Raw genomic sequence first — 22,436 nt, 5'->3', positions numbered from 1 at the left:
GTCATTGACCATAGTCGACGAGAGGGACGAACCTGTCTATCGAGCCGCCAAGGACGACATGGTTGCCGCTGATCAGCCATGCATGCGCCTTCAGCTGCTGGCCGGTGTCGCGCTCGATGCCGATGCGGATCTTCGAGGCATTGCCCTGGCGGGCGAGGATGTACTGGCCGGCGAGCGCCTGGGTGAGGCAGCTCGCGCGCGGCACCAGGCGGGCCGCAGCGGCAACGCCCCAGGCGACACGGCGCAGCTCTCCCGTGCTGGCGCATTCACGTGCCTCCAGCCGGGTGACGATGCCGCGAAGGCGGTTGTAGGAGAACAGGGTCAGCCCCAGCCGAACGGCCGCGACCACCAGCAGGCAGCGGCAGAGGAACAGCATTTCCGGGCCGCTCAGGGAGAGAGCCCGAAGCCGCCGCCGGTGCTTCGTCTGGCCGGGACTTTTCTCTGTCGCAGGTTCTTGCCGCAAAACCGTGACCCGCTTTTGCGGAACCTGCCTAGACAGGTTCCTCATGATGCAGCCTCGCAAGTCCGCTATCGGCCAGACCTTTCAACAGCGCGTCGACATCGGCCTTGCAGCGCTCGGCGTCGACATCATAGCGCGCGAGCACGGCACGGCGGATTTCAGCAACTGGTTTCGGCTCCTGGATCAACTCCCAGATGAACGTGCCTACCCCGTTGAGGCTGTAGTAGATGTTGGATTTCAGGTTGAGAAGCGCCAGGCCATTGCCGAATTCGCAGGCAACCGCTTCCTTGGTCGCACTTACGCGATCGTGGTCAGATGGGTTCCAGTTCATCCGAAAACCTCGTTTGCTACACACTGTCCGCAATGCGTGCCGACAATTCTGGCGATGAAGAAAGGCCGGGTCAGGCAATGAAGAGAAGCCGGGATTTTCACCCCGACTCCCTTTATGGTTCTTGGATTCCAGAGGCCCAACGTGTCCCTCCAGAATCAGGACAGGTTCAGGAGAACGTCAGGTCGCCAATCGGCGTGTGCGCAGGAAATGCTGCGTCGAGCGCCGTGTTGCCGCCACCGCCCTGAGTGATGGTTTCAATCGAACCATGAACCGTCAGGCTGGGCGTTTCGTACTCCTGCTTTTCAACATTCTGTTCCATTTTACACTCCATCAAGGACTGGAAACGGCCTGTCGATTGCCGGCGGCACTTTCATGCTGCGATGCAATAGCTGCATGGCAGCATTTATGAGTCAAGCCTGATTTACCGCGTATTAATCAATTATGGACCGCGCGCGCAGACACAGCCGTGAGTAACGATCTCAAGCTTTTGCCTTCATCGCCTCGACATCCCTGCATATGGGCCTAATGCACTAGGTCAGCATAAGAAATTGATTTGCATATATAAACTTTTTAGGCCCTGTCACTTCAAGGCATAGCGCCAATAATGCCGTAGCACCGGGTCTCCCGGTAAGGTTTGCTACGGAACGCCGAAAAAGCCACTGGTCCCTTGTGGTCCAGTGGTTCTCCTGACCGTTCTCCCGAGCCGGTTTCGATAAAGGTCGGTGGCTGGATTTTTGCGCTGCAAAAGGAAAAACTGGACGGCGCCAAGGTTTTTGGCGATGCTTTGCTTCGCACCTGCAGCATAGGCGTCGCGCCGATCGCTTCTGGAGAACCGTGCGCCCGATGGCCCTGACCGAACGTTCATATGAGCGACTGCGCGCCGCCGATTGCGCCAGCGAGATCGCCTATGTGCAGGCCTGTCTGCGGCTGTTCTTCGCGGCGCGATCCGGCGCCGCGCCCGGCGATGCCTCCGCCCTCTCTGTGGCCAATGTCACCGACATAGCCAGGTTGAACAAGGTCGCGACCTTTATCCTCAAGGTGCTGTCGAGCGCACCCGCGAACGGGCCGCCGGCCCAGCTCTCCCAATGGCTCGACGCCTACCGCCGGAAGACCGTTTCGATGAACGCGTCCTGCATCATGGATTCGATGGCGATCCAGGCGGCGCTGCGCGACAGGCAGATCGATTTCGTTTTCCTGAAAGGTCCCTTCCAGCAGCTTCTGCTTTACGACGATCATTTCATGAAGCCTTCGGGCGATGTCGACATATTGGTGGCGCCGGCCGGGTTTTTCAGGGCGCGCGAGGCGCTCCGCTCGATCGGATACGAGATTGCCGGCAAGTCGCGCTCCGTCTGGTGGGTCCGTTTCCTCGGCGAACAGCACATGATCCGCGGCGACGCGCCGACGCAATCCACTGTCGATCTGCATTATCGGCTCCAGCAACCCGGCTCGCCCAGCCCACGCGACGCGGATGGCTTCCTGCGGCGCAAACGGCAGGTCGAGATCACCGGCGTCGAGGTGCCGTTCATATCGGCGGCCGACACTCTGCTGTTATCCTGCATCAGCGTCGCCAAGGCGCTTTTCAACCGGGAACCCTGCGCCGGCTATGTCTGCGACGTGCGCGCCAGCGCCAACCGCCTGGACGCAGCCGAGCAGCAGCGCCTGCTCGACGCCGCCGCGGCGCAGGGGCTGGACGACACGCTGCTGCTTGGCCTGCGCGCCGCCGACGTGCTCCTCGGCGGCGCCGGCACGCTCCTGTCGCAGCGCGCCGCGCGGATGCTGTCGCGCATCGGCAATGAGGACCTGCTCAACATGGTCATCGCGCCGTGGCTGTCATCCCTGCGATGGCCGCAGCGGCGCACCGTGTTGTGGGAGTTGTGCGGTCGTGCGCCGGTCCGCTATCTGGCGGAAGCCGGCTGGGCGGCATCGGCCGACATCAGCCGCCGCATCTTCGAACGGCAGGGCAGCCCGTGACGGGAAGCCTGTCGGACGTCGAACACGTACAGGGCGAGGGCAGAACGGAACCTGTGCAAGAGGCAAATTCATGTCGATGACAAAATCAAAGGTCTGCGTGATCATCGCGGCCCGAAACGCGGCGCGAACAATCGCTGTCGCCATCGCGTCCGCGCTGCGCGAACCGGAAGTGGCCGAAGTCGTCGTCGTCGACGACGCCTCCACCGACGACACGGCCCACGTCGCCCGCGCCGCCGATGACGGCAGCGGCCGGCTCGCGGTGATCCGTCTCGACGTCAATCGCGGCCCCTCCTTCGCCCGCAACGCCGCCATCGCGGCCTCGCAATCGCCGTTCATCGCCATTCTGGACGCCGACGACTTCTTTCTCGCAGGCAGGTTTCACAATCTCTTTGCCGGCGCGGACTGGGATTTCGCGGCCGACAACATCATGCTCATCAGGGACGACGCCTTGAGCGATGTCACCCAGATCGTCGCACCGCAGTTCGCGGCCGAGCCGGAATTCCTCGACCTCCAGCGTTTCGTCGAAGGCAACATCTCCAGGCGCAACGTGCGCAGAGGCGAACTGGGGTTCCTCAAGCCGGTGATCAGCCGCGCTTTTCTCGACAGGCACGGCTTGCGCTATGACGAGAGCTTGCGTCTGGGCGAGGATTACGAGCTCTACGCGCGCGCGGTCGCCAGCGGCGCGCGTTTCAAGGTCATCCGCTCCTGCGGTTACGGCGCCATCGTGCGGGCCGACTCGCTGAGCGGCCGCCACAAGACGCAGGACCTGAAGCGTCTGGCCGACGCCGACCTGGCGCTGCTGGCGATCGACAGCCTGCCTGAGGGCTCCAAAGCGGTGCTGCGCCGCCACGAGCGCCACGTGCGCGACAAATACCGGCTGCGCAATTTCCTCGACGTCAAGGCAGAGCGGGGCCTGGCGTCGGCCGCGGCCTATGCCTTCGCAAGCCAATCCAACCTGGTTCCCATCGTCCAGGGCGTGGCGTCCGACAAGCTCGAGGCGCTGTTTCGCCGCGTCGGGTTCGCCTCCCGGCGTCAACATGTGCCGCCAATGCGTTTTCTCATGGCCGGCACCAGCACGGGCAAAGAGCCTTGAATGCGGGCGTCCGGCCGCGCTCTTGTCAGTGCATCGCGCAAACCATTTCGGGCGGATTTATGAGTTTACGAATTGGGTGGTTGCCTACGCGGCCCGGGGATGGCAGTCTATGTTGCGGTGCAGCAATTAAGATGGCCAATGAGCTGGCCTCCGATCGGGCTGCCCGATATTGAACCGGTAAGGGGCTCGGCCGACGGTCGGACCACCACAGGACTTTGAACGCATGGCCTCGATATTCGGCTTCAGATCAAGGAATCCGGCCCGCGACCGGCAGACCGACATTTCGCGCCTCGATCGCCTGGCGAAGCTGTTCGAGCAGATCGCGGCGGAGATCGAGGCGGAGCGAAACGGGCTGGAGAATCGCTACAAGGCGACGGCCGCCAACGCCGCCTTTCTGGTCGAGGCCATGGAGAACGGCTCGGCGTCTGCGCGCCGTTCCGCCGAGGTCGATGAACTGACGACCTCGATCTTGAATTGCGAGCGCCGCATCGCGGCGCTGTCGCGCCAGAACGGCATGGTCCGGGAGCTTCGTCGTTCGCTGGATATGGTTTTCGATGAGGATGGGTCGTCCGATGTGACGGCCAGCCAGAGGCTCGCCAAACCGGCAGGCGCCGGCAGAGGGTGAAGGCTGAACGGTGGATTTGGCGCGAGGCGGGAAAGCAGCTTGGGGAGGGGCTGACGAGAGAAAGAAAGCGCCGTTTGGCAACGGCTCGAATGGCTACTTTGGGTTGGGGATGCACAGCGCAAAGGTTGAGTTTCGTATGAATGCGGATCCGAGAACCACGTTCACCGTCGCAGTTCGCGGCATGTCGTCAACGCGCCAGGCCAGGCAAGCCCGCCCGGGTTCCACCGGACGCAGGGCTGCCCTGGTCGCGCTGGCCGCTCTCGCTGGCCTGTTCGCCGGGCCGGCGCCATCCTGGTCCCAGGATCTGAAGTCGGCGCCCTCATTCGTCGATGATTTCACCAGTTTCAACCGCCAGCGCTGGTATGTCTCCGATGGCTGGACGAATGGCGGCCATCAGAATTGCACCTGGGCGAAGGGGCAGGTCAGCCTAGCGGACGGTGTGCTGTCGCTGGGCTTCGAGAAGCAGAAGACGAAGGACCGCGACTACGCTTGCGGCGAAATCCAGACCAAGCAGCGCTTCGGCTATGGCACCTATGAGGCGCGCATGAAGACCGACACCGGCGCCGGCCTCAACGCGGCTTTCTTCTCCTATATCGGCCCGTCGGACAAGCAGCCCTGGGACGAGATCGACTTCGAGATCCTGACCAAGGACACGTCCAAGGTTCAGGTCAATGCCTACATCGCCGGCAAGGGCAAGAACGAGAAGCTGGTCGACGTGCCGGGCGGCACGGAAAAGGCCTTCAACGACTACGCCTTCGTCTGGCAGAAGGACAGTTTGCGCTGGTACGTCAACGGCCAGCTGGTGAACACCATCACCGATCCGGCAAAGCTGCCCAGCCATGCGCAGAAGATCTTCTTCAGCCTCTGGGGCAGCGATACGATGACCGGATGGTTGGGCGCATTCGCCGATCCGGGCCGCAGGCTTTCGTTGCAGATCGAGCGCGTCGCCTTCACCGCGCAGGGCGAACCCTGCCAGTTTCCGGAATCGCTGGCATGCAGCGTAAAGTAGAACCTATCGGGAAAGTCGATTTGAACCGGCCGGGCCGACCACGGTCCGCTGCCCTGGACAGGAACAAAACAGAATGAATTTGACGGTGTTTGGTATCGGCTATGTCGGTCTCGTGCAGGCTGCTGTGCTTGCCGAAGTGGGCCACCAGGTCGTCTGCGTCGACATCGACGCCAACAAGGTCGAGCGGCTCAATCAAGGTCTCGTCCCGATCTTCGAGCCGGGCCTCGAAAGCATCGTCAGGGAGAACCACGCCGCCGGCCGCATCAAGTTCACCACCGACGCGGCCGCCGCCGTCACGCATGGTGAAATCCAGATGATCGCGGTCGGCACGCCTCCCGGCGAGGATGGCTCGGCCGATCTCAAATACGTGCTGGCGGTCGCCGAGGCGATCGGCCGGGAAATGGATGCGCCCAAGATCGTCGTCGGCAAGTCGACCGTGCCGGTCGGCACCTGCGAGAAGATCAAGGCCAGGATCGCCGAAACGCTGAAGAAAAGAGGCCGCGAGGACCTGAGCTTCGACGTCGCTTCCAATCCGGAATTCCTCAAGGAAGGGTCGGCCGTCGCCGATTGCATGAGGCCGGACCGCATCATCGTCGGCACATCGAGCGAGGCCACCGAGGCGGTGATGCGCGAGCTCTACGCGCCCTTCAACCGCAACCACGAGAAGATGATCGTGATGGACGTGCGCAGCGCCGAATTCACCAAATACGCGGCCAATTGCATGCTCGCCACCAAGATCAGCTTCATGAACGAAATGGCGAACCTGGCCGAACAGCTCGGCGCCGACATCGAGGAGGTGCGCAAGGGTATCGGCAGCGATCCGCGCATCGGCTACCACTTCATCTACCCGGGCCTCGGCTATGGCGGCTCCTGCTTTCCCAAGGACGTGCGCGCCCTGATCAAGACCGCCGAAGGCGTCAAGTTCGACGCCAAGCTGCTGCGCGCCGTCGAGGAGCGCAACAACGAGCAGAAATCCGTGCTGTTCGACAAGGTGAACCGCTATTTCAAGGGCAACCTCAAGGGCAAGACCTTCGCGCTCTGGGGCCTGGCTTTCAAACCCAACACCGACGACATGCGCGAGGCGCCCGCCCGCACGCTGATGGAGGCACTCTGGAACGTCGGCGCGACCGTGCAGGCCTATGATCCCGAGGCGATGCAGGAATGCCAGGCCATCTACGGGCTGCGCGACGACCTGCTTCTGTGCGGCACCAAGGAAGCGGCGCTGCGCGGCGCCGATGCGCTGCTGATCGCCACCGAGTGGAAGAGTTTTCGCGCGCCGTCCTTCGACGCGCTGAAAGACGCGCTGACCACGCCGATCATCTTCGACGGCCGCAACCTCTATGATCCCAAGGTCATCGCCCGCCATGGCATCGAATATCACTCGATCGGCAGGATCGCGGCATGAGGGCGGGTTTGGACAATCCAATGTGGGATCGCCGCGATCGGCCGGTGCGATGGCCATGACGAACGCGAAAGACCCGGAAAGGAGTTGCGGCTGATGGTGCTGGACGTAAAGCCGGAGCAGATCACGAAGGACCACTTTGACGTTGTTGCGATCGGTTCCGGTTTCGGTTCGGCCTTCTTCCTGCACGAATTCACGAAGCGGCGCAAGGCGCGTATCCTGCTCCTGGAATGGGGCCGCCACAACACGCATGAATGGCAGCTCAAGCAGAACGTCAACACCGACATCGAGGACGAGTCGACCTACAAGACCAATTCCGACAAGCCCTGGAACTACACGATCGGGCTGGGCGGCGGCACCAACTGCTGGTTCGCGCAGACGCCGAGGTTCCATCCCAACGACTTCAGGCTGAAAAGCACTTACGGCATCGGCAATGACTGGCCGATCGGCTATGACGACGTCGAGCCGTTCTATTGCGACGCCGAAGACATCATGTCGATCTCGGGCGATCCCGACATGGCGGCGATGCTGCCGCGCTCGAAGCCCTTTCCGCAGCCGCCGCACCGCATGTCGACGCCCGACCGGATGATGAAGGCGGCGCAGCCCGGCCAGCATTTCGTCATGCCGACCGCGCGCGCCCGCGTGCCGACCGCGCAGCGCACCTCGTGCTGCGCCAACCTCAGATGCTGGCTCTGCCCGGTCGATGCCAAATTCACCGCCAATAACGGCCTGATGCATGTCTTCGAACATCCCGACGTGTCGGTCTGCCTCGGTTCGGAAGTGCGCCGGCTCGACCATGTCGGCGGGACCGTCCGCTCGGTCACCTTCGTCCACGCCGGCAAGGAATATCAGGTCAGCGGCGACCTCTTCGTCCTCGGCGCCAATGCCATCCAGAGCGCGGCGATCATGCTGCGCTCCGGCCTGGGAGGCGAATTCGTCGGCCGCGGCCTGCATGAATCCTATGGCTGGAATTTCGAGGTCTACCTCGACGGTGTCGACAATTTCGACGGCAGCACCATCACCACCGGCTTGAATTTCGGCCTCTATGACGGTCCGCACCGGTCCGAGCACGCCGCGGCGCTGGTCTATTTCGAGAACCGCTGGCAACACGGCATGCGCGCCGAGAAGGGGCGGTTGCGCCAGGCGCTGCCGCTTGTCGTGGTGACCGAGAACCTGCTCGACCATGAGAATTTCGTCACGCTCGACGAGAACGACAACGCCTTCGTCAGCTTCAAGGCGCCGTCGGACTACGCGGTCAAGGGCATGGCGCGGGCGCTGGAGAAACTGCCCGGGCTGCTCGCCCCGCTGCCGGTCGAACAGCTTTTCGATCGCGGCATCCGGCCAACCGAATCGCATGTCCAGGGTACGCTCCGGATGGGAACGGGCCCGGCCGATTCGGTGGTCGACAGCGGCATGATTCATCACCAGCTCAGGAACCTGGTCGTGGTCGGCACCAGCACATATCCGAGCTGTTCATGCGCCAATCCGAGCCTGACCGCGGCAGCGCTGTCCCTGCGGGCGGCGAGCCGGATGGCGTGAGAGGAGCAAACCAGATGATAGAGATCTCGCGACGCTCCGCACTGGCCGTCATGGCGGGCGGGGTGGTATCGACCGGCATTGCCTACGCGGCAGTGTCCTCGTTTTCGGATGAGGATCTGGTGCGCGTCACGCTCGAGAAATATTTCGGCAAGCTCAACATGCGCATCGAGCATTTGCAGCAGTTCGTCCTGGCGTTCCGCGACAGGAACCCATGGATATTCCCGAGCAAGAAACTCAGCGACGCCGTCACCTTGCTCGAGGAGACAAGGCTGGGCAAAGCCCGCGCCTTGCTGCCGGAGCAGAAGAAGCAGGACCTGCTGCATTTCGACCGCTGGCTGATCGCCGAATTCCACATGCTGACCGACTACGCCTGGCGCAGTTCGCCGGGCGATCCGATCCGGTTCACCGGATGGCAGCCATGCACCAATCCGTTCGCCAATCTCGAGCAACAGAGTGCCTGAGGCGGTGCCGGAGCAAGCTCTCGGGCCACATTGAACGAAACGCGAAAGAACCAGGAGCCAGGACCATGAAAGTTCTTTTTGCAGGCGGCAACGGATACACGCCCGAATTCAGCGGCGGCGTCCAGTCGAGCACCCATCATCTGGCCGAGCAGTTGATCGAGCACGGCCATGAGGCGGCCGTACTGGCCGCCCTGTTCGGCGACGGTGTCTTCGGCTTCAAGGCGCGCGCCAAGATGAAGCTGCTGCGTCAGCCGGCGGTCATCGACAGTTTTCCCGGTTATCCGGTGGTGCGGGCCTGGTTCCCGTGGAAGGCGGCCGACTTTGCCGTCCGCAGATTGAAGCCGGACGTGGCCGTCGTCCAGTGCCACAAGTCGGTTCCGGTGGGCAAGGCGCTCCAGGCCGAAGGGGTGCCGCTGGTCGTCTATCTCAGGAACGTCGAGTTCCATGAACTGGGCGGCGATCTGCGCGAGCTGCATTCGGCGCTCTACATCGCCAATTCGCAATTCACCGCGCGCGCCTACAAACAGAAGTTCGGCATCGATGCGGCGGTGCTGCCGCCGACCATCAATGCCGCCCTCTACAGCACGCCGACCACGGGCCAGTTCGTCACCTTGATCAATCCGTACGAGGAGAAAGGCTTCGAGCTCGCCGTGCGCATCGCCGGCGCCTGCCCCGAGATTCCGTTCCTGTTCGTGGAGAGCTGGAAGCTTGCCGACGATCATCGCGCCCGCATCGAGCAAACCATCGCCCCGTTCTCCAACATCAGGCTGGAGAACCGCACCGGCGACATGAAGACCGTCTATGGCCGGACCAGGATCCTGCTGGCGCCCAGCAAATGGGAAGAGGCCTGGGGCCGTGTGGCCTCGGAAGCCCATTGCAGCGGCATTCCCGTCATCGGCTCGCGGCGCGGCGGCCTGCCCGAAGCGATCGGCCCGGGCGGCGTGGTGCTGGATTACGATGCGCCGCTCGCCGACTGGATCGCGGCCGTCAGGCTGCTGTGGAACGACCGCCAGGAATATGACCGGCTCTCGGCCACGGCGCGCAGCTTCTCCGAGCGTCCGGAGCTCGATCCGGACCGCCAGTTCCTCACCTTCTTTTCCATATTGGACAAGGCCACACAGCGGCGTTCGCGACAAGCGGCGTAGCCAAGGCTCAGGCTGGCACCGGCCCCGGCAGCCCTGTAATAGGAATTTTTTCTTGACAGGGTGAAGGCAGCTATGGTAGATTTTTGGTCATGGTGCTGAGTTGCGCCGGAAACCCGCCGCACAGGCGGGTTTTTCGTTTGATGCTTCTCGACCGGCGCGCCGGCGAACACTCCGAAGGAACCCGTTAATCTGGACTCGAAGCCTTGGCGGATCAGGCCAGGCGCTTGACCCGGCTTTTCAGCGTCTCGTAGCCGCGGGCGCCGAGCAGGGCGCGGGCAAGGGCCTTGGCGGCGCCCTTGCGGCCTTCCTGTGACTTGGCCTGTCGCAACCTGGCCGGCAGGTTGCGCGCCGCCTGGCCGAGCGCCGGGAGCGACAGCGCGTTGGGAAAGCTGACCATGTGCGTTTCGACGCACAGCACCGGTTTGCCCGACAGCTCGGTGATCCTCAGCGCCTGCTCGTGCTCGCTCTCGATGAACAGGATGGCATCGGATTTGCGGTAGAATTCGGCCTTGAAACTGCCATGCGCGCCAAGCCGCTGGCGCTCCGCCTTGCTCGGCAGGTCGAGCATGATCAGATGATCGTACTTGATCTCGTGCTTGGCCAGCCATGCCTCGGTCAGCGCGCGGTATTTCTCCAGCCGGCTGGTCACCAGCCAGCCGATCTTGCGGGTCGCTGTATGGAGCGGCCGCGCTTCGCTAAGGAATTTCTCGTAGGCCGGACCATCGTCGTTTTCCGCCTCGGTCGGATCGAGGCACAGCACCCCGTCTATGTCGACGCAGCATTGCGCCAGGAATTTGTGATGCATGAAGTTCCACTGGAACATGCGCGGATGCGGCACGACCTCGAAGACGACATCGGTCTCGGCATGCTGCGGCTCAAGCCCGAACACGGCGGCAAAGATGTAGTCGGCCTCGATGCCGGCACCCTCTATGCGGGCGCGGGCGTCGCGCATGGCGTTGCCGCCGGAGACGCTGTCGTCGATCACCAGCACCTTGCGCATTTCCGCGACCTTGCGGTCGAGCACCGCACGGCGCTTGGTGATGCCCGATGTGTAGACGCGACCCTCGAGGAAGGAGTCCAGGTCGGTCATCGGTATGTTCGCCGCGAGGCTGACCAGCGTCGCTGCCAGCACCCCGCTTCTGGGGACGCCGACCACCAGGTCGATGTCGCGCGGCAACCGGTGAAGGTTGCTCACGATCGCGTCGTTCATGTCTGAGATCGATCGGTAATGCATGGATCAGGCCTGCTCGGGTGAACGGTAAGGGTCGAAAGCGCCGAAATTATTGCGCCTCGCGCGGTGCTGCCGCCGGCGGCCGTGCCGGCAGCATTTTCAAGGCCTCGCGCAAGGCTTCACGGCCGGCTGCGAAGGCCAGCGCGATGACGATGGTGATGAGATAGGCAAGGATGGCGCCGCTGGCCAAGGCAATGACAGGCTGCTGCGGCAGCAGCGGCTTGACCAACCAGACCGCCGCCAGCGCCAGATGCGCGCCGAGCACGAACGGCGTCGCGGCGCGAAGAACGTGGCTTGCCCGCAACGGCCCGCTCCTGCCGACATAGAGCCACAGGAAAGGCGTGCGCAGATATTCGCTGACGGCATAGGCGATCGCCACGCCGAGCGCGCCATAAGGCAAGCCCAGCACGAAAGCGAGCACCGACGTCACCGCCGTGATGATGCCCCAGCGCATGAAGTCGCCGGAACGGCCCTGGCTGACGAACAGCCATCCGGCCGGATTGTTGAGCGGCTGCAGCAGCCCGGCGAAGCCAAGCGCCAAGAAAATGCCGGCGCTCGCGCGCCACTGCTCGCCGAGCACGAAGGGGATGAGTATGTCCGACATGGCGGTGGCGAAAGCGACGCCGGGGAGCGCCACCAGCAGGATCAGCGGCATGACGCGAAGATAGGCGCTGCGGTAGCGGTCGGGCTCGTCCTTCAGCCTGGAAAGAGCCGGCACCATCACCTTCGACAGCGGGTTCGTGATCTGGCTCAGCGGGAACAGGAGCAGCTTGTAGGCACGGTCATAGAGGCCGAGCTGCGCCTCGCCCCAGTATTTTCCGATCAGCACGTTGTCGAGATTGCGGGCGAAGAAGTTGGCGAAGTTGAAGCCGGTTATGCCGGCGCCGAAATTGATCAGCTCGCTGATTCCGGCGACCTTGCGCGGCAGGCTGGGCCGCCAGCGCGAACTGGCCCAGTAGCACAGCGTCGGCAGCACGGCTCCGGTCAACGTGCCGGCGAAAAGTGCCCAGTAGGAGCGGTCGATGAAGGTCCAGGCGATCGACACGGCAAGACCGGCCACGGCGCCTGCGACATCGATGACGGCCAGGCGGCCGAACTGCATGCGGCGGGTCAGCAGCGCCAGATGCTGCGCACCGAGGCCGTAGGCCATGATCTGCAGCCCCAGCGCCGCCACCAGGCCAGCCACGCGCGGTTCGCCGTAGAAGGCGGCGACCAGTGGTGCCGCGCCGGCAAGCACGCAGGCCAGGATCGCGCTGACGGCGACATTGATCCAGAACAGGTAGTTCACCTCGTCGTGCCGTATGCCCGATTTCTGGATGGTCGCCTGGGTGAGGCCGAAATCCTGGAACAGCGCGATGAAGGCCAGCACCGGCGCGCACATCGCCACGACGCCAAAATCCTGCGGCAACAGGAGACGCGACAGCACGATGACGGAAATGATCTGCGTGGCGACCCGCACGGACTGCGACAAGGCCGTCACGACCGCGCCACGCCCGACCGATTTGCGCAGCGAGCCTTCTGGCGGATCGAATGGATTGGCTTCCAAATTCAGGATTCCTGATTCTTGTGCAGGTTCCGACCAGGAACCCTGCAACCGCCGCCGCGGCCAAATTACGGCATTTATTTTGCAGTGCAACAAAAAACGTGGATTTTGCTACGCTGCACCAAAAATGTTGCGATGCAGCAAGACCTGTACTAGGTTCCCCGTGGGTGGGCCAACAGCGGTCGAGTTTTCATGCTGAATGTCTTGTACCTTGTGCATGACGTTTCCGACCCGGCAGTGCGCCGGCGGATTACAATGCTCAGGGCAGGTGGCGCCCAGGTCACGCTCGCAGGCTTCCGTCGCACGGCAAATCCCATTGCCGACGTCGAGGGATTGCGGCCGCTGGATCTCGGCGCGACGCGTGACGGGCGATTCGCCCAGCGTCTGACGGCAGTCGCCAAAGTGGCGGTTTCGATCGGCACCAGGCTCCGCGGCATGCCGAGGCCCGATCTCATCATCGCGCGCAATCTGGAAATGCTGGCGCTCGCCCGCCGCGCCAACACGGCATTCGGCGCCGCGGTGCCGATCGTCTATGAATGCCTCGACATCCATCGCCTGATGCTCCGCAGCGATGCGGTCGGCAAGGCGCTGCGCGCCACGGAACGTTACCTTGCCAGGGACGTAAAGCTGCTGGTGACCAGTTCGCCCGCATTCACCGCCAATTATTTCGAGCCGTTCGGCCAGGTGGCGGCGCCGGTCGAACTGGTCGAAAACAAATATTTCGAGGCAGCGGCGATCCTGCCGGCCGAGCATGAGATGGCCGAGGCGCCTGTCGCACCACCCTGGCGCATCGGCTGGTTCGGGGCATTGCGCTGCCGCCGCTCGCTCGAACTCCTGGCCGATTTCTCGCGCCGCGCCGACGGCCGGTTCGAGATCGTGCTGCGCGGCCGCCCGGCATTGACCGAATTCCCGGATTTCCACGCCTTCGTCGAGGCGGAGCCCTGGCTTTCGTTTCGCGGACCCTACCGCAACCCGGAGGACATGGCGGCGATCTACCGGGACGTGCATTTCTCCTGGGCGATCGATTTCTTCGAGGCAGGCCAGAATTCCGAATGGCTGCTGCCCAACCGTCTCTATGAAGGCTGCCGTTTCGGCGCGGTGCCGATCTCTATGGCCAATACGGAAACCGGGCGGTTCCTCGGCCGGCAGGGCATCGGCATTCTGTTGCCCGAAGCCTCACCCGACGCACTCCAGGCCGCCATCGGCAAGATGGAGGAACGCCGCTTCGCCACGTTGAAGGAGCGCGTTCTGTCGCGCAACCCCAAGATATGGAGCTATGATCGCAGCGATTGCCGGGCGCTGGTCGAGAAGCTTCGCAGCCTGGCGGCCATACGCGAACCCTTCGCGGCCGAGGCCTTGGCATAGGATGGAGATCGCCCGATGATGCATGCGCTCCCCTCCAGCCTGATCGTGATTCCCTGCCTCAACGAGGCAGCCCATATCGGTGTGCTGCTCGACCAGCTCAGCCCCGCGGCGGCGAGGCTCGGCGCCAGGATCGTCGTTGCCGATGGCGGCAGCACCGATGGTACCCCGGCCATTGTCGGCGAACGCGCGAAAGAGGATCCCCGCATCATCCTGCTCCACAACGAAAAGCGCATCCAGAGCGCGGCGATCAATCTTGCCGTCGCCAGATTCGGCGATGGTGCCGAATATCTCATCCGCATCGATGCCCATGGCGGCTACCCCGCCGACTATTGCGACCGGCTGGTCGAGGACGCGCTGGCCACGGGCGCCGATTCGGTCGTGGTTTCCATGCTGACCAGCGGCAGCGGCACCGTACAGAAGGCGGCCGCGGCGGCGCAGAACTCAAAGCTCGGCACCGGCGGTTCCAAGCACCGGCATCTGTCCGCCGGAGAATGGGTCGATCACGGCCATCATGCGCTGATGCGGATTTCTGCCTTCCAGGCCGTCGGCGGCTATGACGAGACGTTCAGCCATAATGAGGACGCCGAGCTCGACTACCGGCTGAGGCAGGCCGGCTACAGGATCTGGATGAGCGGCAGGACGCAGATGGTCTACTATCCGCGCGCGTCGCTCAGCGGCCTCTATTTCCAGTATCTCGGCTACGGCCGCGGTCGCGCCAAGAATGTCCTGAAGCACCGCGTCATCCCGAAGGTCCGGCAGATGGTGCCGCTGCTGGTGTTCCCGGTGGTGGTGCTCGCGGCCTTTTCCTTCGTGCACTGGCTGGCGGCGATGCCGCTTTTGATTTGGGCGTCGGTGTGCCTCGGCTATGGCCTGTGGACGGCGGTAAGCCAACGCAATGCCGACATCGCGCTTGCCGGCGTCTCGGCGATGGTCATGCATTTCGGCTGGTCCGTCGGTTTCTGGCTGCAGCTTCTCGGCCTCGGTGCACGACGCGGGGTCGCGTGATGGCGGCTGCAGGCAAGAACCGCCGCATCGACATCGGCGTGTGCACGTTCCGCCGGCCGGAACTGGCCGACACGCTGCGCTCGCTCGATGCCATGGACAGGCCGGCCGGTTTCGATGTCCGTGTCATCGTCGCCGATAATGACGACACGCCGAGCGCCAGGGATCTGGTGACGGCGCTGGCGCGGGAACTGACGCTGCCGATCAGCTATCACCACTGCCCGGCGCGCAACATCTCGATCGCCCGCAACGCCTGCCTTGACGCCAGCACGTCGGATTTCGTCGCCTTCATCGACGACGACGAGACGGCTTCGCCACGCTGGCTTGCCGAGCTCGTCGCAACAGCCCAGGCAAGTGGCGCCGCCGCCGTGCTGGGCCCGGTCAAGGCGCGCTATGGCGCCGATGCGCCGGACTGGATGCGGCGTGGCGATTTCCATTCGACCTTGCCGGTATGGGTGCGCGGCGAAATCCGCACCGGCTACACCTGCAACGTGCTGCTCGACATGGGTTCGGACAGCCTGCGCGGGCGCCGCTTCAGCCTGGCGCGTGGCCAGACCGGCGGCGAGGACACCGAGTTCTTCGACCAGATGCACAAGACAGGCGGCACGATCGCCTTTTCTCCGGAGGCTTGGGTGGACGAGGTCGTGCCGCGGACCAGGGCCGCGTTCGACTGGCTTGGCCGCCGCCGCTTCCGCGTCGGGCAGACGCATGGCCATCTCCTCGGGCGCAATGCGAGCGGCATTGGCCTGCTCAAACAGGTCGGCATTGCCTCAGCAAAGGCAGCCTATTGCTTCGCCGCGGCGTTTCCCTTCCTTGCCAGCCCCGTGCGGCGGAACCGCAGCGTGCTGCGCGGCATTATGCATGTCGGCGTGGTCAGCGGCCTTGTCGGCATCCGCGAGATCCGTCTCTACGGCCAGCCCTCGCCACAGCAAGGAGGCAAGCGTGCAGCCTGACGTCAGCTTCGTCCCGGACGTTTCCTTCGTCATCGCAGCCTACAACGCCGAGGCGACCCTCGACCGGGCGATCGCCAGCGCCATCGCGCAAAAGGGTGTCAGCGTCGAGGTCGTCGTCGTCGACGACAAGTCGCGCGACGCGACGCTCGACGTGGCAAGGGCCTATCCGCAGGATATCGTGCGCGTCGTGGCGCTTGCGCAGAACAGGGGGCCCGGCGGCGCCAGGAATGCCGGGCTCGAGGTTGCCCGAGGCCGCTGGGTCGCGGTCCTCGATTCCGACGACGCGGTCTATCCCGGCCGCATCGCCGCCATGATCGCGCGGGCTGAAAGGGCGGGCGCGCAAATCGCCGTCGACAACCTCCAGGTCGTCCGCGAGGACGGCGTGATCGAGGATGCGATGTTCCCGACACGTTATCTGGAGGAATTGGGCGAGATCTCGCTGGCCAGCTATATCGCCGGCAACGTCGTCTTCGAATCGAAGTTCAATCTCGGCTATCTCAAACCAATCTTCGAGCGCCGCTTCCTGGAAGAAAACGGACTTCGCTACGACGAGGACCTGGTCATCGGCGAGGATTACATATTCCTGGCCAACGCTCTGGCCAGGGGCGGCAGGTGCGTGGTCGAGCCTGACATCGGCTATGCCTATCACATCCGCAGCGGCTCCATTTCGCGCGTGCTCGAGCCTCATCATGTCGAGGCGATGCGCAAGGCCGATGCAATTTTCGCTCAAAGCCATCAGATGGACGCAGCCGCGCAAGCGGCCTTCGCCAGGCGCAGCCGCAGCCTGCGCAAGGCAGCCTCGTTCCTGTCGATGGTCCAGCACATCAAGGCGCGGTCCCCGCTCAAGGCGATCCGGACGGCGCTCAGCGATCCGGCGGCGGTCAGGCATATGGGCATGCCGATCGCCGTGCGGTTGCGACGAGTAGCGGCACAATTTGCCGTAGGGGCGGGGAGGTGAAGATGCAGGCACATGGAGGGATTTTCCTGGCCTGCGAATGGACTGAAGTCGATCTCCTCAGAAGGAATTTGCGATGAAGAAAATCAGGAAGGCCGTGATACCGGTGGCGGGGCTTGGAACGCGGTTCCTGCCGGCGACCAAGTCGATGCCGAAGGAAATGCTCCCCGTCGTCGACCGGCCGGTCGTGCAATACGCCGTCGATGAGGCCTTCGAGGCCGGCATCGAGCACATCGTGTTCGTGACCGGCCGCAACAAGGCGGTCATCGAGGATTATTTCGACCTGCATCCGGAATTAATCGGAACGCTGGAGCAGAGCGGCAAGAAGGCGCAGTTGCAGTCGCTGGAAAGCCTGCTGCCGGTGGCCGGCGCCACCAGCTTCATCCGCCAGCAATCCCCGCAGGGCCTTGGCCACGCCGTCTGGTGCGCGCGCGAGGTCATCGGCAACGAGCCCTTCGCCTTGCTTTTGCCTGACATGGTCTCGTTCGGGGGCCGCGGCTGCCTGGCCGAGGTCACCGACCTCTATGCCGAAACCGGCGGCAACGTCATTGCGGTCGAGCGCTGTGACCCGACCGAGACCAACAAATACGGCATTGTCGGCCGCGGCGCCGATATTGGCGGCGGTTTCGAGGTGACGGCGATGGTCGAGAAGCCGGCGCCGGCCAATGCGCCGTCGAATTTCTACATCAACGGCCGCTATATCCTGCAGCCCGAGATCTTCGCCCTGCTCGGCAACCAGCAGCGCGGCGCCGGCAACGAGATCCAGCTGACCGACGCCATGGTCCGCCTGGCGCAGGAGCAGTCCTTCTTTGCCCAGCCTTTCAAGGGCCGCATGTTCGACTGCGGCTCGAAGGAGGGCTTCATCCAGGCCAATATCGCCTTCGCCTTGGCGCGCGACGACATGAAGGGTCCGGTTTTCGAGATGCTCCAGGAGTTCGTCCGGTCGCATGAACGACAGGAAGAAGCCGCATAATGCCCATGTTTCGGGAGCATTGTCAGACGGCTGACGGTGCGATGCGCGGAAGGCCCGGTGGCGTCCGGCATGGAACTTGCGTTGCTTTTTGGCAATGCTCCCGATCTTCGAAGTGCCTGGGAGCCAAGGCATGATCCCGGAAAGCGTAAGGCGGTTTTCGGAAAAGATCATGTTCAAACAGTGAGATAGAGCCCATCCCGATGATTGGGATGGACGGGCTCTGGAATTGGACCGAAGATGAACTATGCCAACTTTCCTCTCGACAAGAGGATGCCATTGCCGAATTCGGAAGCAGGAGACGGCGAAGACTTCATCGATGTCGAGCGGCTGCTTGGCATGGCAGCGCGGCAGGCCAAGGTGGTTGTCCTGGGCGCGGTCATTGGTCTTGTTTTGGGCCTGCTCTATCTGCAGACCACGCCGCCCAAATACCAGTCGGTCTCGAGCGTGCTGATCGATGAGGGACTGAACAAGATCGTCGACGACATTTCGGCGGCGTCGACGACCATGCAGACCGATTCGGCCATCCTGAGCCAGATTGAAATCCTGACCTCGACGCGGCTTGCCGCCGTGGTCGTCGACAAGCTGAAGCTCGACCGCAACGACGCGTTCATGAACCCGCCCCAGTCGGCGCTCGCCCAGGGCATCGGCCTGATCCGCGGCCTGATCCAGTATGTTCGCCCCAGTCCTCCCATGCCGGGCGTCGGCGACGTCACCAAGCTCGACCCCGCCACCCGCGATGCGCTGATCGCGACCTCACGTCGCGACTACGCGATCCTCAAATTGCAGAACGAGGTGCAGGCGGAGCGCATCGGGCGAAGCTATGTCATCGCGCTCGGCTACCAGGCGACGGACCCGGCACTGGCGACCGCGATTACCAAGGCCTATGCCGATGCCTATCTCGCCGACCAGCTCGACGCCTCCTTCGATGCCACCGAGCGCGCCGCGGTCTGGCTGCAGGGCCGGCTGACGGAACTGCGCGAAAGCTCGCAGGCGGCATCGTTAGCGGTCGAGAAATTCAGGGCCGAGCACGGACTGTCCGCCAACAGCGACGGCCAGCTGATGAGCGCCAAGCAGCTTGCCGACCTCAACGCCCAGCTTATCGTTGCGCAGGCCGATACGGCCCGGGCCAGCGCCCGCTACCAGCAGTACAAGTCCATCGTCGAAAGCGGCTCGGAGAACGCCTTCAAGGATGCCGCCATATCGAGCGACCAGCCGAGCAGCTCGGTCATCGCGGCGCTCAAGACGCGCTATCTCGCCGTCGCCAAGCGGCAGCAGGATGTCGAGGCCAATTTCGGGCCGCAGCATCCGCAGGCGGTGGCGCTCGCCAAGGAGAAGGCCGACATATCGGCGCAGATATTCGGCGAGCTGAAGCAACTGACCGAAAGCTATCGCAACGAATATGAAGTGGCGCTGGCGCGCGAGACCGCGCTCAGGGCCAATGTCGCCGCGGCGCAAGGCAAGAGCGCCATCGACAACCAGTCGCAGGTCAAGCTGCGTGAACTCGACCAGAAGGCGACGGCGCTCTCCACGCTCTACCAGACATTCCTCGGCCGCTACGAGGAAGCCGCCCAGCAGCAATCCTTCCCGGTCGGCAAGATCCGCATCATCTCGGATGCATCGATGCCGCTCAGCGCCTCCAGCCCGCGCACGATGGTGGTGCTGGCGCTCTCGCTTGTGCTGGGCACGTTGATGGGTGCGGGGTTCGGCGGCCTCAACGAATTCAACGAACGTTTCTTCAGGACCGGCGAGGATGTCCGCGACCGCGTCGGCCTCAAATTCCTCGGTTACCTGCCTGTCATCGGCGGCAAGACCGCCAGGGAGGAAAAGCCGGCCGACCCGGATCTCAAAACCGCCAAAACGCCGGCCGCCGTCGAAAAGCGCGCGCGCATGCGCGTCAGCGTCGATGCTCCGGCGTCGATGTTCTCCGAGACGCTGCGCAGCGCAAAGATCGCCTTCGACGTCGTCATGGAAGGGCAAGGCAGCCGCGTCATCGGTGTCATCTCGGTCCTTCCCGGCGAAGGCAAGTCGACGGTCGCGGCCAATCTGGCCGGACTGCTCGCCGCCAATGGGGCCAGGACGCTGCTGATCGACGGCGACCTGCGCAATCCGGGCTTGAGCCGCAGCCTCGGCATGGAGGCCGAGCAGGGACTGATGGAAGCGGTGGTGAGCGGCCAGACCTGGCAGTCGGTCGGCAAGATCGACCGGCAGACCAAGCTGGCGATCATTCCGGCCGTGCTGCGCGGCAATTTCTCGCATACCAGCGAGCTTCTCTCCTCGGCCGGCATGCGGCGCTTCATCGACAACGCCAAGGAGACGTTCGAATACATCGTCGTCGATCTGCCGCCGCTGGGGCCGGTAGTCGACGCCAAGGCCTTCGCGCCGCTTGTCGACGGCTTCGTGCTGGTCACCGAATGGGGCCGCACGCCGCGCGCGATGGTGAGGTCGATGCTCGAATCCGAACCCTATGTCGCCAACAAGATCGTCGGCGCGGTGCTGAACAAGGTCGATCTCAAGAAGCTCGCCAAATACGGCTCGTTCGGAGCGTCTGAAAAATTCTTCGGCCAGTACTCGAGCTATTATCTCGACAAGACCGAAGTGCGCAGCAAGACAACCGTCTGACATCGGCCGTGGCGATTTCCGTGCCTGAGTGACGAGGCAGGTCATCGCCCATGCGGCCGCGGCGGGCTACAGTGGGGGTCTAAACCCGGGCATTCATTCGGCAGGCAGTGTCAGCCTGCGCGGCCAATAGCGGCTGGCCACCAAAAGGCTGAGATGGACGACAACTATTCCGAGGATGCCTGCCAAAGCCTTCAGCGAGCCGTCTGAAAGGCGCGCATGGCGACCGGGTTCGAAGAGTTGCATCAGCTCCAGCGTAGCGGCTACGACAACGACGATAGTGACAGTTCCAGCCAGGCGGTTTGGAAAGCCGAGCCCCATTGCCACGCCGAACAGAACATAGGCGAGGGCGCGTTCGAAATTTGCGTCACCCAGATGAGGCCGCATCTGAATTGGCGACAGCGTCGCGAAGACAATGACGGCGAGCAAAGCAAGGGCGGCAATGCGAGAGATAAGGGTCATTGCCGTTCGTAAAGCGAACAAGCCGGCGAAACAAGTACGGGCATTCAAGCAGCCACGCCCGATCCAAAGACGCCATGGTAGCCCGTGACGATGCACTTCGATGAAGCCGCGTTGCTGCCGCTGGACGGCGCGGCCATTGCGATAGTCCGCCTCTACGCGGCCTTGAGCCGGTAGCGGAACACCGTGTGGTCGAGCAGCAGCCGGATGCGCGGTTCGGCTTCGGTCGCCACCAGCCAGCTTGCCGCGATCATGGTCGCGCCGACCGTTGCCATCGACAGGAGATAGGGAAATCCCGCGCGGACCATCGCGCCGAGCATCGCCGCGCCGATGACGTCGTGGATCAGATAGAGCGGGTAGGTCATCAGGCCGATCCGGCGCCAGCCGCTCCAGCTGAGGTCGAGCCGCAGCGACCACGCCATCAGGGCGATGGCGACCAAGAAGACGAGGATCGGCGGCGCATAGGGCATCGCGGCGCCGACCTTGGCGCTGTGGACATCGACCGAGCTGGCGATTTGCAGCACGCTCCCGCCCAGGAACAGCATGCAGAAGGCCAGGCGCGAGGCCGTCACCGCCTTGAACCGCATCAGCCAGATAAGCACGCCGACGGCGAAAAAAGAGCCATGGTGCACCAGGACGAGCTGCAGCCAGCGCGTCTCGGCGAGGTCGGACCAGCCGAGCGGATAATACAGGCACCAGAACAGCGTGCTGACAAGGCCGATCAGGACCGCCACCGTCTCCATCAGGTGAAAGCGGCCAAGCCGCAAGAGGATCCAGACAACTGCGTAGAAGGCGATCTCGATGCCGAGCGTCCAGTAGACGCTGTCCACCCAGGGACCATAGGGCGCGAAAAGGCCGGTGCGGACGAGCCTGACCACGGCATCGGTCGGCCAGCTCAGACCGATGAGCAGCAGCACCGCCGCGGTGACCGGTGCGCAGATCCAGACCGCCGGGGCCAACCTCTTCACCCTTGCCTCGAAAAACCGCAGCGGCGTCGAATTCTCGGCGCTGAAGGCGATGACGAAACCGCTGATGACGAAGAATATCTGCACGCCGACCCAGCCGGAGCCGACGAAGGCCATTTCGGGATGGGGCGGGATGCCGCCGGTCGCGCGCGCCGAAACGCCGTCAGGGAATGCCCATACCCAGAAGCCATAGTGATAGAACATCACCATGACGGCGGCCAGGAAACGCAATATGTCGACGCCGCCGAATGTGATTTTTGTCTGCTGAGCCATGCGACCTCGTCGAAGGCCCCCCACTCCGACTGTAGGGCGCATTGCTGCATTGCACAATAAAAGAT

General features: G+C 63.6%; 21 protein-coding genes. 14 read left to right on the top strand and 7 right to left on the bottom strand.

Annotation, left to right across the window (positions count from 1 at the left end; all coding sequences use genetic code 11):
• Nucleotide 1: 1 nt before the first annotated feature.
• The 3 genes from LB533_RS23140 to LB533_RS23130 form a co-directional block, all read right to left on the bottom strand.
• Complete coding sequence (locus LB533_RS23140) at nucleotides 2-376, bottom strand: lasso peptide biosynthesis B2 protein (RefSeq protein WP_224556987.1); 375 nt, start codon at nucleotides 374-376, stop codon at nucleotides 2-4.
• Between the two features lie 115 nt (nucleotides 377-491).
• On the bottom strand, nucleotides 492-791 hold the full coding sequence (locus LB533_RS23135) for a PqqD family protein (RefSeq protein WP_140643696.1): 300 nt from the start codon (nucleotides 789-791) through the stop codon (nucleotides 492-494).
• 166 nt (nucleotides 792-957) lie between these two features.
• Entirely contained in the window at nucleotides 958-1,110 is a 153-nt protein-coding gene (locus LB533_RS23130) for a lasso peptide (RefSeq protein ID WP_140497189.1), read from the bottom strand.
• 524 nt (nucleotides 1,111-1,634) lie between these two features.
• Between LB533_RS23130 and LB533_RS23125 the strand changes: the two genes are divergently transcribed.
• From LB533_RS23125 to LB533_RS23090, 8 genes are all read left to right on the top strand, one after another.
• Entirely contained in the window at nucleotides 1,635-2,762 is a 1,128-nt protein-coding gene (locus LB533_RS23125) for a nucleotidyltransferase family protein (RefSeq protein ID WP_140643695.1), read from the top strand.
• A gap of 70 nt (nucleotides 2,763-2,832) precedes the next feature.
• Nucleotides 2,833-3,855 (top strand): glycosyltransferase family 2 protein, encoded by a 1,023-nt coding sequence (locus LB533_RS23120; RefSeq protein WP_140643693.1) that lies wholly within the window; start codon nucleotides 2,833-2,835, stop codon nucleotides 3,853-3,855.
• A 223-nt stretch (nucleotides 3,856-4,078) separates the two neighbouring features.
• On the top strand, nucleotides 4,079-4,480 hold the full coding sequence (locus LB533_RS23115) for a hypothetical protein (protein WP_140643691.1): 402 nt from the start codon (nucleotides 4,079-4,081) through the stop codon (nucleotides 4,478-4,480).
• Nucleotides 4,481-4,661: 181 nt separating this feature from the next.
• Nucleotides 4,662-5,489, top strand: a complete 828-nt coding sequence (locus tag LB533_RS23110) for a family 16 glycosylhydrolase (RefSeq protein WP_181169571.1) — start codon at nucleotides 4,662-4,664, stop codon at nucleotides 5,487-5,489.
• A 73-nt stretch (nucleotides 5,490-5,562) separates the two neighbouring features.
• Nucleotides 5,563-6,894 carry a UDP-glucose dehydrogenase family protein gene (locus LB533_RS23105; RefSeq protein WP_140643688.1) on the top strand — a complete coding sequence of 444 codons (1,332 nt, stop codon included), beginning with the start codon at nucleotides 5,563-5,565 and terminating at the stop codon, nucleotides 6,892-6,894.
• Between the two features lie 93 nt (nucleotides 6,895-6,987).
• The gene (locus tag LB533_RS23100; RefSeq protein WP_224556985.1) at nucleotides 6,988-8,430 is read left to right on the top strand and encodes a GMC oxidoreductase; all 1,443 of its coding nucleotides are present in this window, start codon (nucleotides 6,988-6,990) and stop codon (nucleotides 8,428-8,430) included.
• Nucleotides 8,431-8,444: 14 nt separating this feature from the next.
• A complete protein-coding gene (locus tag LB533_RS23095) occupies nucleotides 8,445-8,891 on the top strand; it encodes a hypothetical protein (RefSeq protein ID WP_140497175.1) in 447 nt (148 codons plus the stop codon).
• Between the two features lie 65 nt (nucleotides 8,892-8,956).
• On the top strand, nucleotides 8,957-10,036 hold the full coding sequence (locus LB533_RS23090; protein ID WP_140643686.1) for a glycosyltransferase: 1,080 nt from the start codon (nucleotides 8,957-8,959) through the stop codon (nucleotides 10,034-10,036).
• A gap of 211 nt (nucleotides 10,037-10,247) precedes the next feature.
• Here the strand turns inward: LB533_RS23090 and LB533_RS23085 are convergent, their stop codons facing one another.
• Both LB533_RS23085 and LB533_RS23080 read right to left on the bottom strand, forming a co-directional pair.
• Nucleotides 10,248-11,270 carry a phosphoribosyltransferase family protein gene (locus tag LB533_RS23085; RefSeq protein WP_140643684.1) on the bottom strand — a complete coding sequence of 341 codons (1,023 nt, stop codon included), beginning with the start codon at nucleotides 11,268-11,270 and terminating at the stop codon, nucleotides 10,248-10,250.
• Between the two features lie 46 nt (nucleotides 11,271-11,316).
• On the bottom strand, nucleotides 11,317-12,813 hold the full coding sequence (locus LB533_RS23080; protein WP_140643683.1) for a lipopolysaccharide biosynthesis protein: 1,497 nt from the start codon (nucleotides 12,811-12,813) through the stop codon (nucleotides 11,317-11,319).
• A gap of 189 nt (nucleotides 12,814-13,002) precedes the next feature.
• Between LB533_RS23080 and LB533_RS23075 the strand changes: the two genes are divergently transcribed.
• From LB533_RS23075 to LB533_RS23050, 6 genes are all read left to right on the top strand, one after another.
• A complete protein-coding gene (locus LB533_RS23075; RefSeq protein WP_140643681.1) occupies nucleotides 13,003-14,175 on the top strand; it encodes a glycosyltransferase in 1,173 nt (390 codons plus the stop codon).
• Nucleotides 14,176-14,190: 15 nt separating this feature from the next.
• Nucleotides 14,191-15,180: a glycosyltransferase family 2 protein gene (locus tag LB533_RS23070; protein ID WP_140643680.1), complete on the top strand. Its 990-nt coding sequence runs from the start codon at nucleotides 14,191-14,193 to the stop codon at nucleotides 15,178-15,180.
• The gene (locus LB533_RS23065) at nucleotides 15,180-16,130 is read left to right on the top strand and encodes a glycosyltransferase (RefSeq protein WP_224678279.1); all 951 of its coding nucleotides are present in this window, start codon (nucleotides 15,180-15,182) and stop codon (nucleotides 16,128-16,130) included. The genes LB533_RS23070 and LB533_RS23065 overlap by 1 nt, the downstream gene beginning before the upstream one ends.
• Nucleotides 16,120-17,088, top strand: a complete 969-nt coding sequence (locus tag LB533_RS23060; RefSeq protein ID WP_140643677.1) for a glycosyltransferase family 2 protein — start codon at nucleotides 16,120-16,122, stop codon at nucleotides 17,086-17,088. Before LB533_RS23065 ends, LB533_RS23060 begins: the two co-directional genes overlap by 11 nt.
• Nucleotides 17,089-17,161: 73 nt before the next feature.
• Nucleotides 17,162-18,058, top strand: a complete 897-nt coding sequence (locus LB533_RS23055) for a UTP--glucose-1-phosphate uridylyltransferase (protein WP_140643675.1) — start codon at nucleotides 17,162-17,164, stop codon at nucleotides 18,056-18,058.
• 237 nt (nucleotides 18,059-18,295) lie between these two features.
• Nucleotides 18,296-20,677, top strand: coding sequence for a polysaccharide biosynthesis tyrosine autokinase (locus LB533_RS23050; RefSeq protein ID WP_140643673.1), 2,382 nt, complete (start codon nucleotides 18,296-18,298; stop codon nucleotides 20,675-20,677).
• A 93-nt stretch (nucleotides 20,678-20,770) separates the two neighbouring features.
• Here the strand turns inward: LB533_RS23050 and LB533_RS23045 are convergent, their stop codons facing one another.
• On the bottom strand, nucleotides 20,771-21,136 hold the full coding sequence (locus LB533_RS23045) for a VanZ family protein (RefSeq protein ID WP_181169569.1): 366 nt from the start codon (nucleotides 21,134-21,136) through the stop codon (nucleotides 20,771-20,773).
• A gap of 152 nt (nucleotides 21,137-21,288) precedes the next feature.
• Nucleotides 21,289-22,371, bottom strand: coding sequence for an acyltransferase family protein (locus LB533_RS23040; RefSeq protein ID WP_140643672.1), 1,083 nt, complete (start codon nucleotides 22,369-22,371; stop codon nucleotides 21,289-21,291).
• Between the last annotated feature and the right edge of the window lie 65 nt (nucleotides 22,372-22,436).

The sequence above is a fragment of the Mesorhizobium sp. BR1-1-13 genome, assembly GCF_020165515.1.
Classification (GTDB): domain Bacteria; phylum Pseudomonadota; class Alphaproteobacteria; order Rhizobiales; family Rhizobiaceae; genus Mesorhizobium.
This window is presented reverse-complemented; position numbering and strand designations above follow the sequence as displayed.

Bases quoted from the DNA above. Each gene is read 5' to 3' on its own strand.
- LB533_RS23140 (WP_224556987.1), bottom strand. From the start codon at position 376: ATGCTGTTCCTCTGCCGCTGCCTGCTGGTGGTCGCGGCCGTTCGGCTG.
- LB533_RS23135 (WP_140643696.1), bottom strand. From the start codon at position 791: ATGAACTGGAACCCATCTGACCACGATCGCGTAAGTGCGACCAAGGAA.
- LB533_RS23130 (WP_140497189.1), bottom strand. From the start codon at position 1,110: ATGGAACAGAATGTTGAAAAGCAGGAGTACGAAACGCCCAGCCTGACG.
- LB533_RS23125 (WP_140643695.1), top strand. From the start codon at position 1,635: ATGGCCCTGACCGAACGTTCATATGAGCGACTGCGCGCCGCCGATTGC.
- LB533_RS23120 (WP_140643693.1), top strand. From the start codon at position 2,833: ATGTCGATGACAAAATCAAAGGTCTGCGTGATCATCGCGGCCCGAAAC.
- LB533_RS23115 (WP_140643691.1), top strand. From the start codon at position 4,079: ATGGCCTCGATATTCGGCTTCAGATCAAGGAATCCGGCCCGCGACCGG.
- LB533_RS23110 (WP_181169571.1), top strand. From the start codon at position 4,662: ATGTCGTCAACGCGCCAGGCCAGGCAAGCCCGCCCGGGTTCCACCGGA.
- LB533_RS23105 (WP_140643688.1), top strand. From the start codon at position 5,563: ATGAATTTGACGGTGTTTGGTATCGGCTATGTCGGTCTCGTGCAGGCT.
- LB533_RS23100 (WP_224556985.1), top strand. From the start codon at position 6,988: ATGGTGCTGGACGTAAAGCCGGAGCAGATCACGAAGGACCACTTTGAC.
- LB533_RS23095 (WP_140497175.1), top strand. From the start codon at position 8,445: ATGATAGAGATCTCGCGACGCTCCGCACTGGCCGTCATGGCGGGCGGG.
- LB533_RS23090 (WP_140643686.1), top strand. From the start codon at position 8,957: ATGAAAGTTCTTTTTGCAGGCGGCAACGGATACACGCCCGAATTCAGC.
- LB533_RS23085 (WP_140643684.1), bottom strand. From the start codon at position 11,270: ATGCATTACCGATCGATCTCAGACATGAACGACGCGATCGTGAGCAAC.
- LB533_RS23075 (WP_140643681.1), top strand. From the start codon at position 13,003: ATGCTGAATGTCTTGTACCTTGTGCATGACGTTTCCGACCCGGCAGTG.
- LB533_RS23070 (WP_140643680.1), top strand. From the start codon at position 14,191: ATGATGCATGCGCTCCCCTCCAGCCTGATCGTGATTCCCTGCCTCAAC.
- LB533_RS23065 (WP_224678279.1), top strand. From the start codon at position 15,180: ATGGCGGCTGCAGGCAAGAACCGCCGCATCGACATCGGCGTGTGCACG.
- LB533_RS23055 (WP_140643675.1), top strand. From the start codon at position 17,162: ATGAAGAAAATCAGGAAGGCCGTGATACCGGTGGCGGGGCTTGGAACG.
- LB533_RS23050 (WP_140643673.1), top strand. From the start codon at position 18,296: ATGAACTATGCCAACTTTCCTCTCGACAAGAGGATGCCATTGCCGAAT.
- LB533_RS23045 (WP_181169569.1), bottom strand. From the start codon at position 21,136: ATGACCCTTATCTCTCGCATTGCCGCCCTTGCTTTGCTCGCCGTCATT.
- LB533_RS23040 (WP_140643672.1), bottom strand. From the start codon at position 22,371: ATGGCTCAGCAGACAAAAATCACATTCGGCGGCGTCGACATATTGCGT.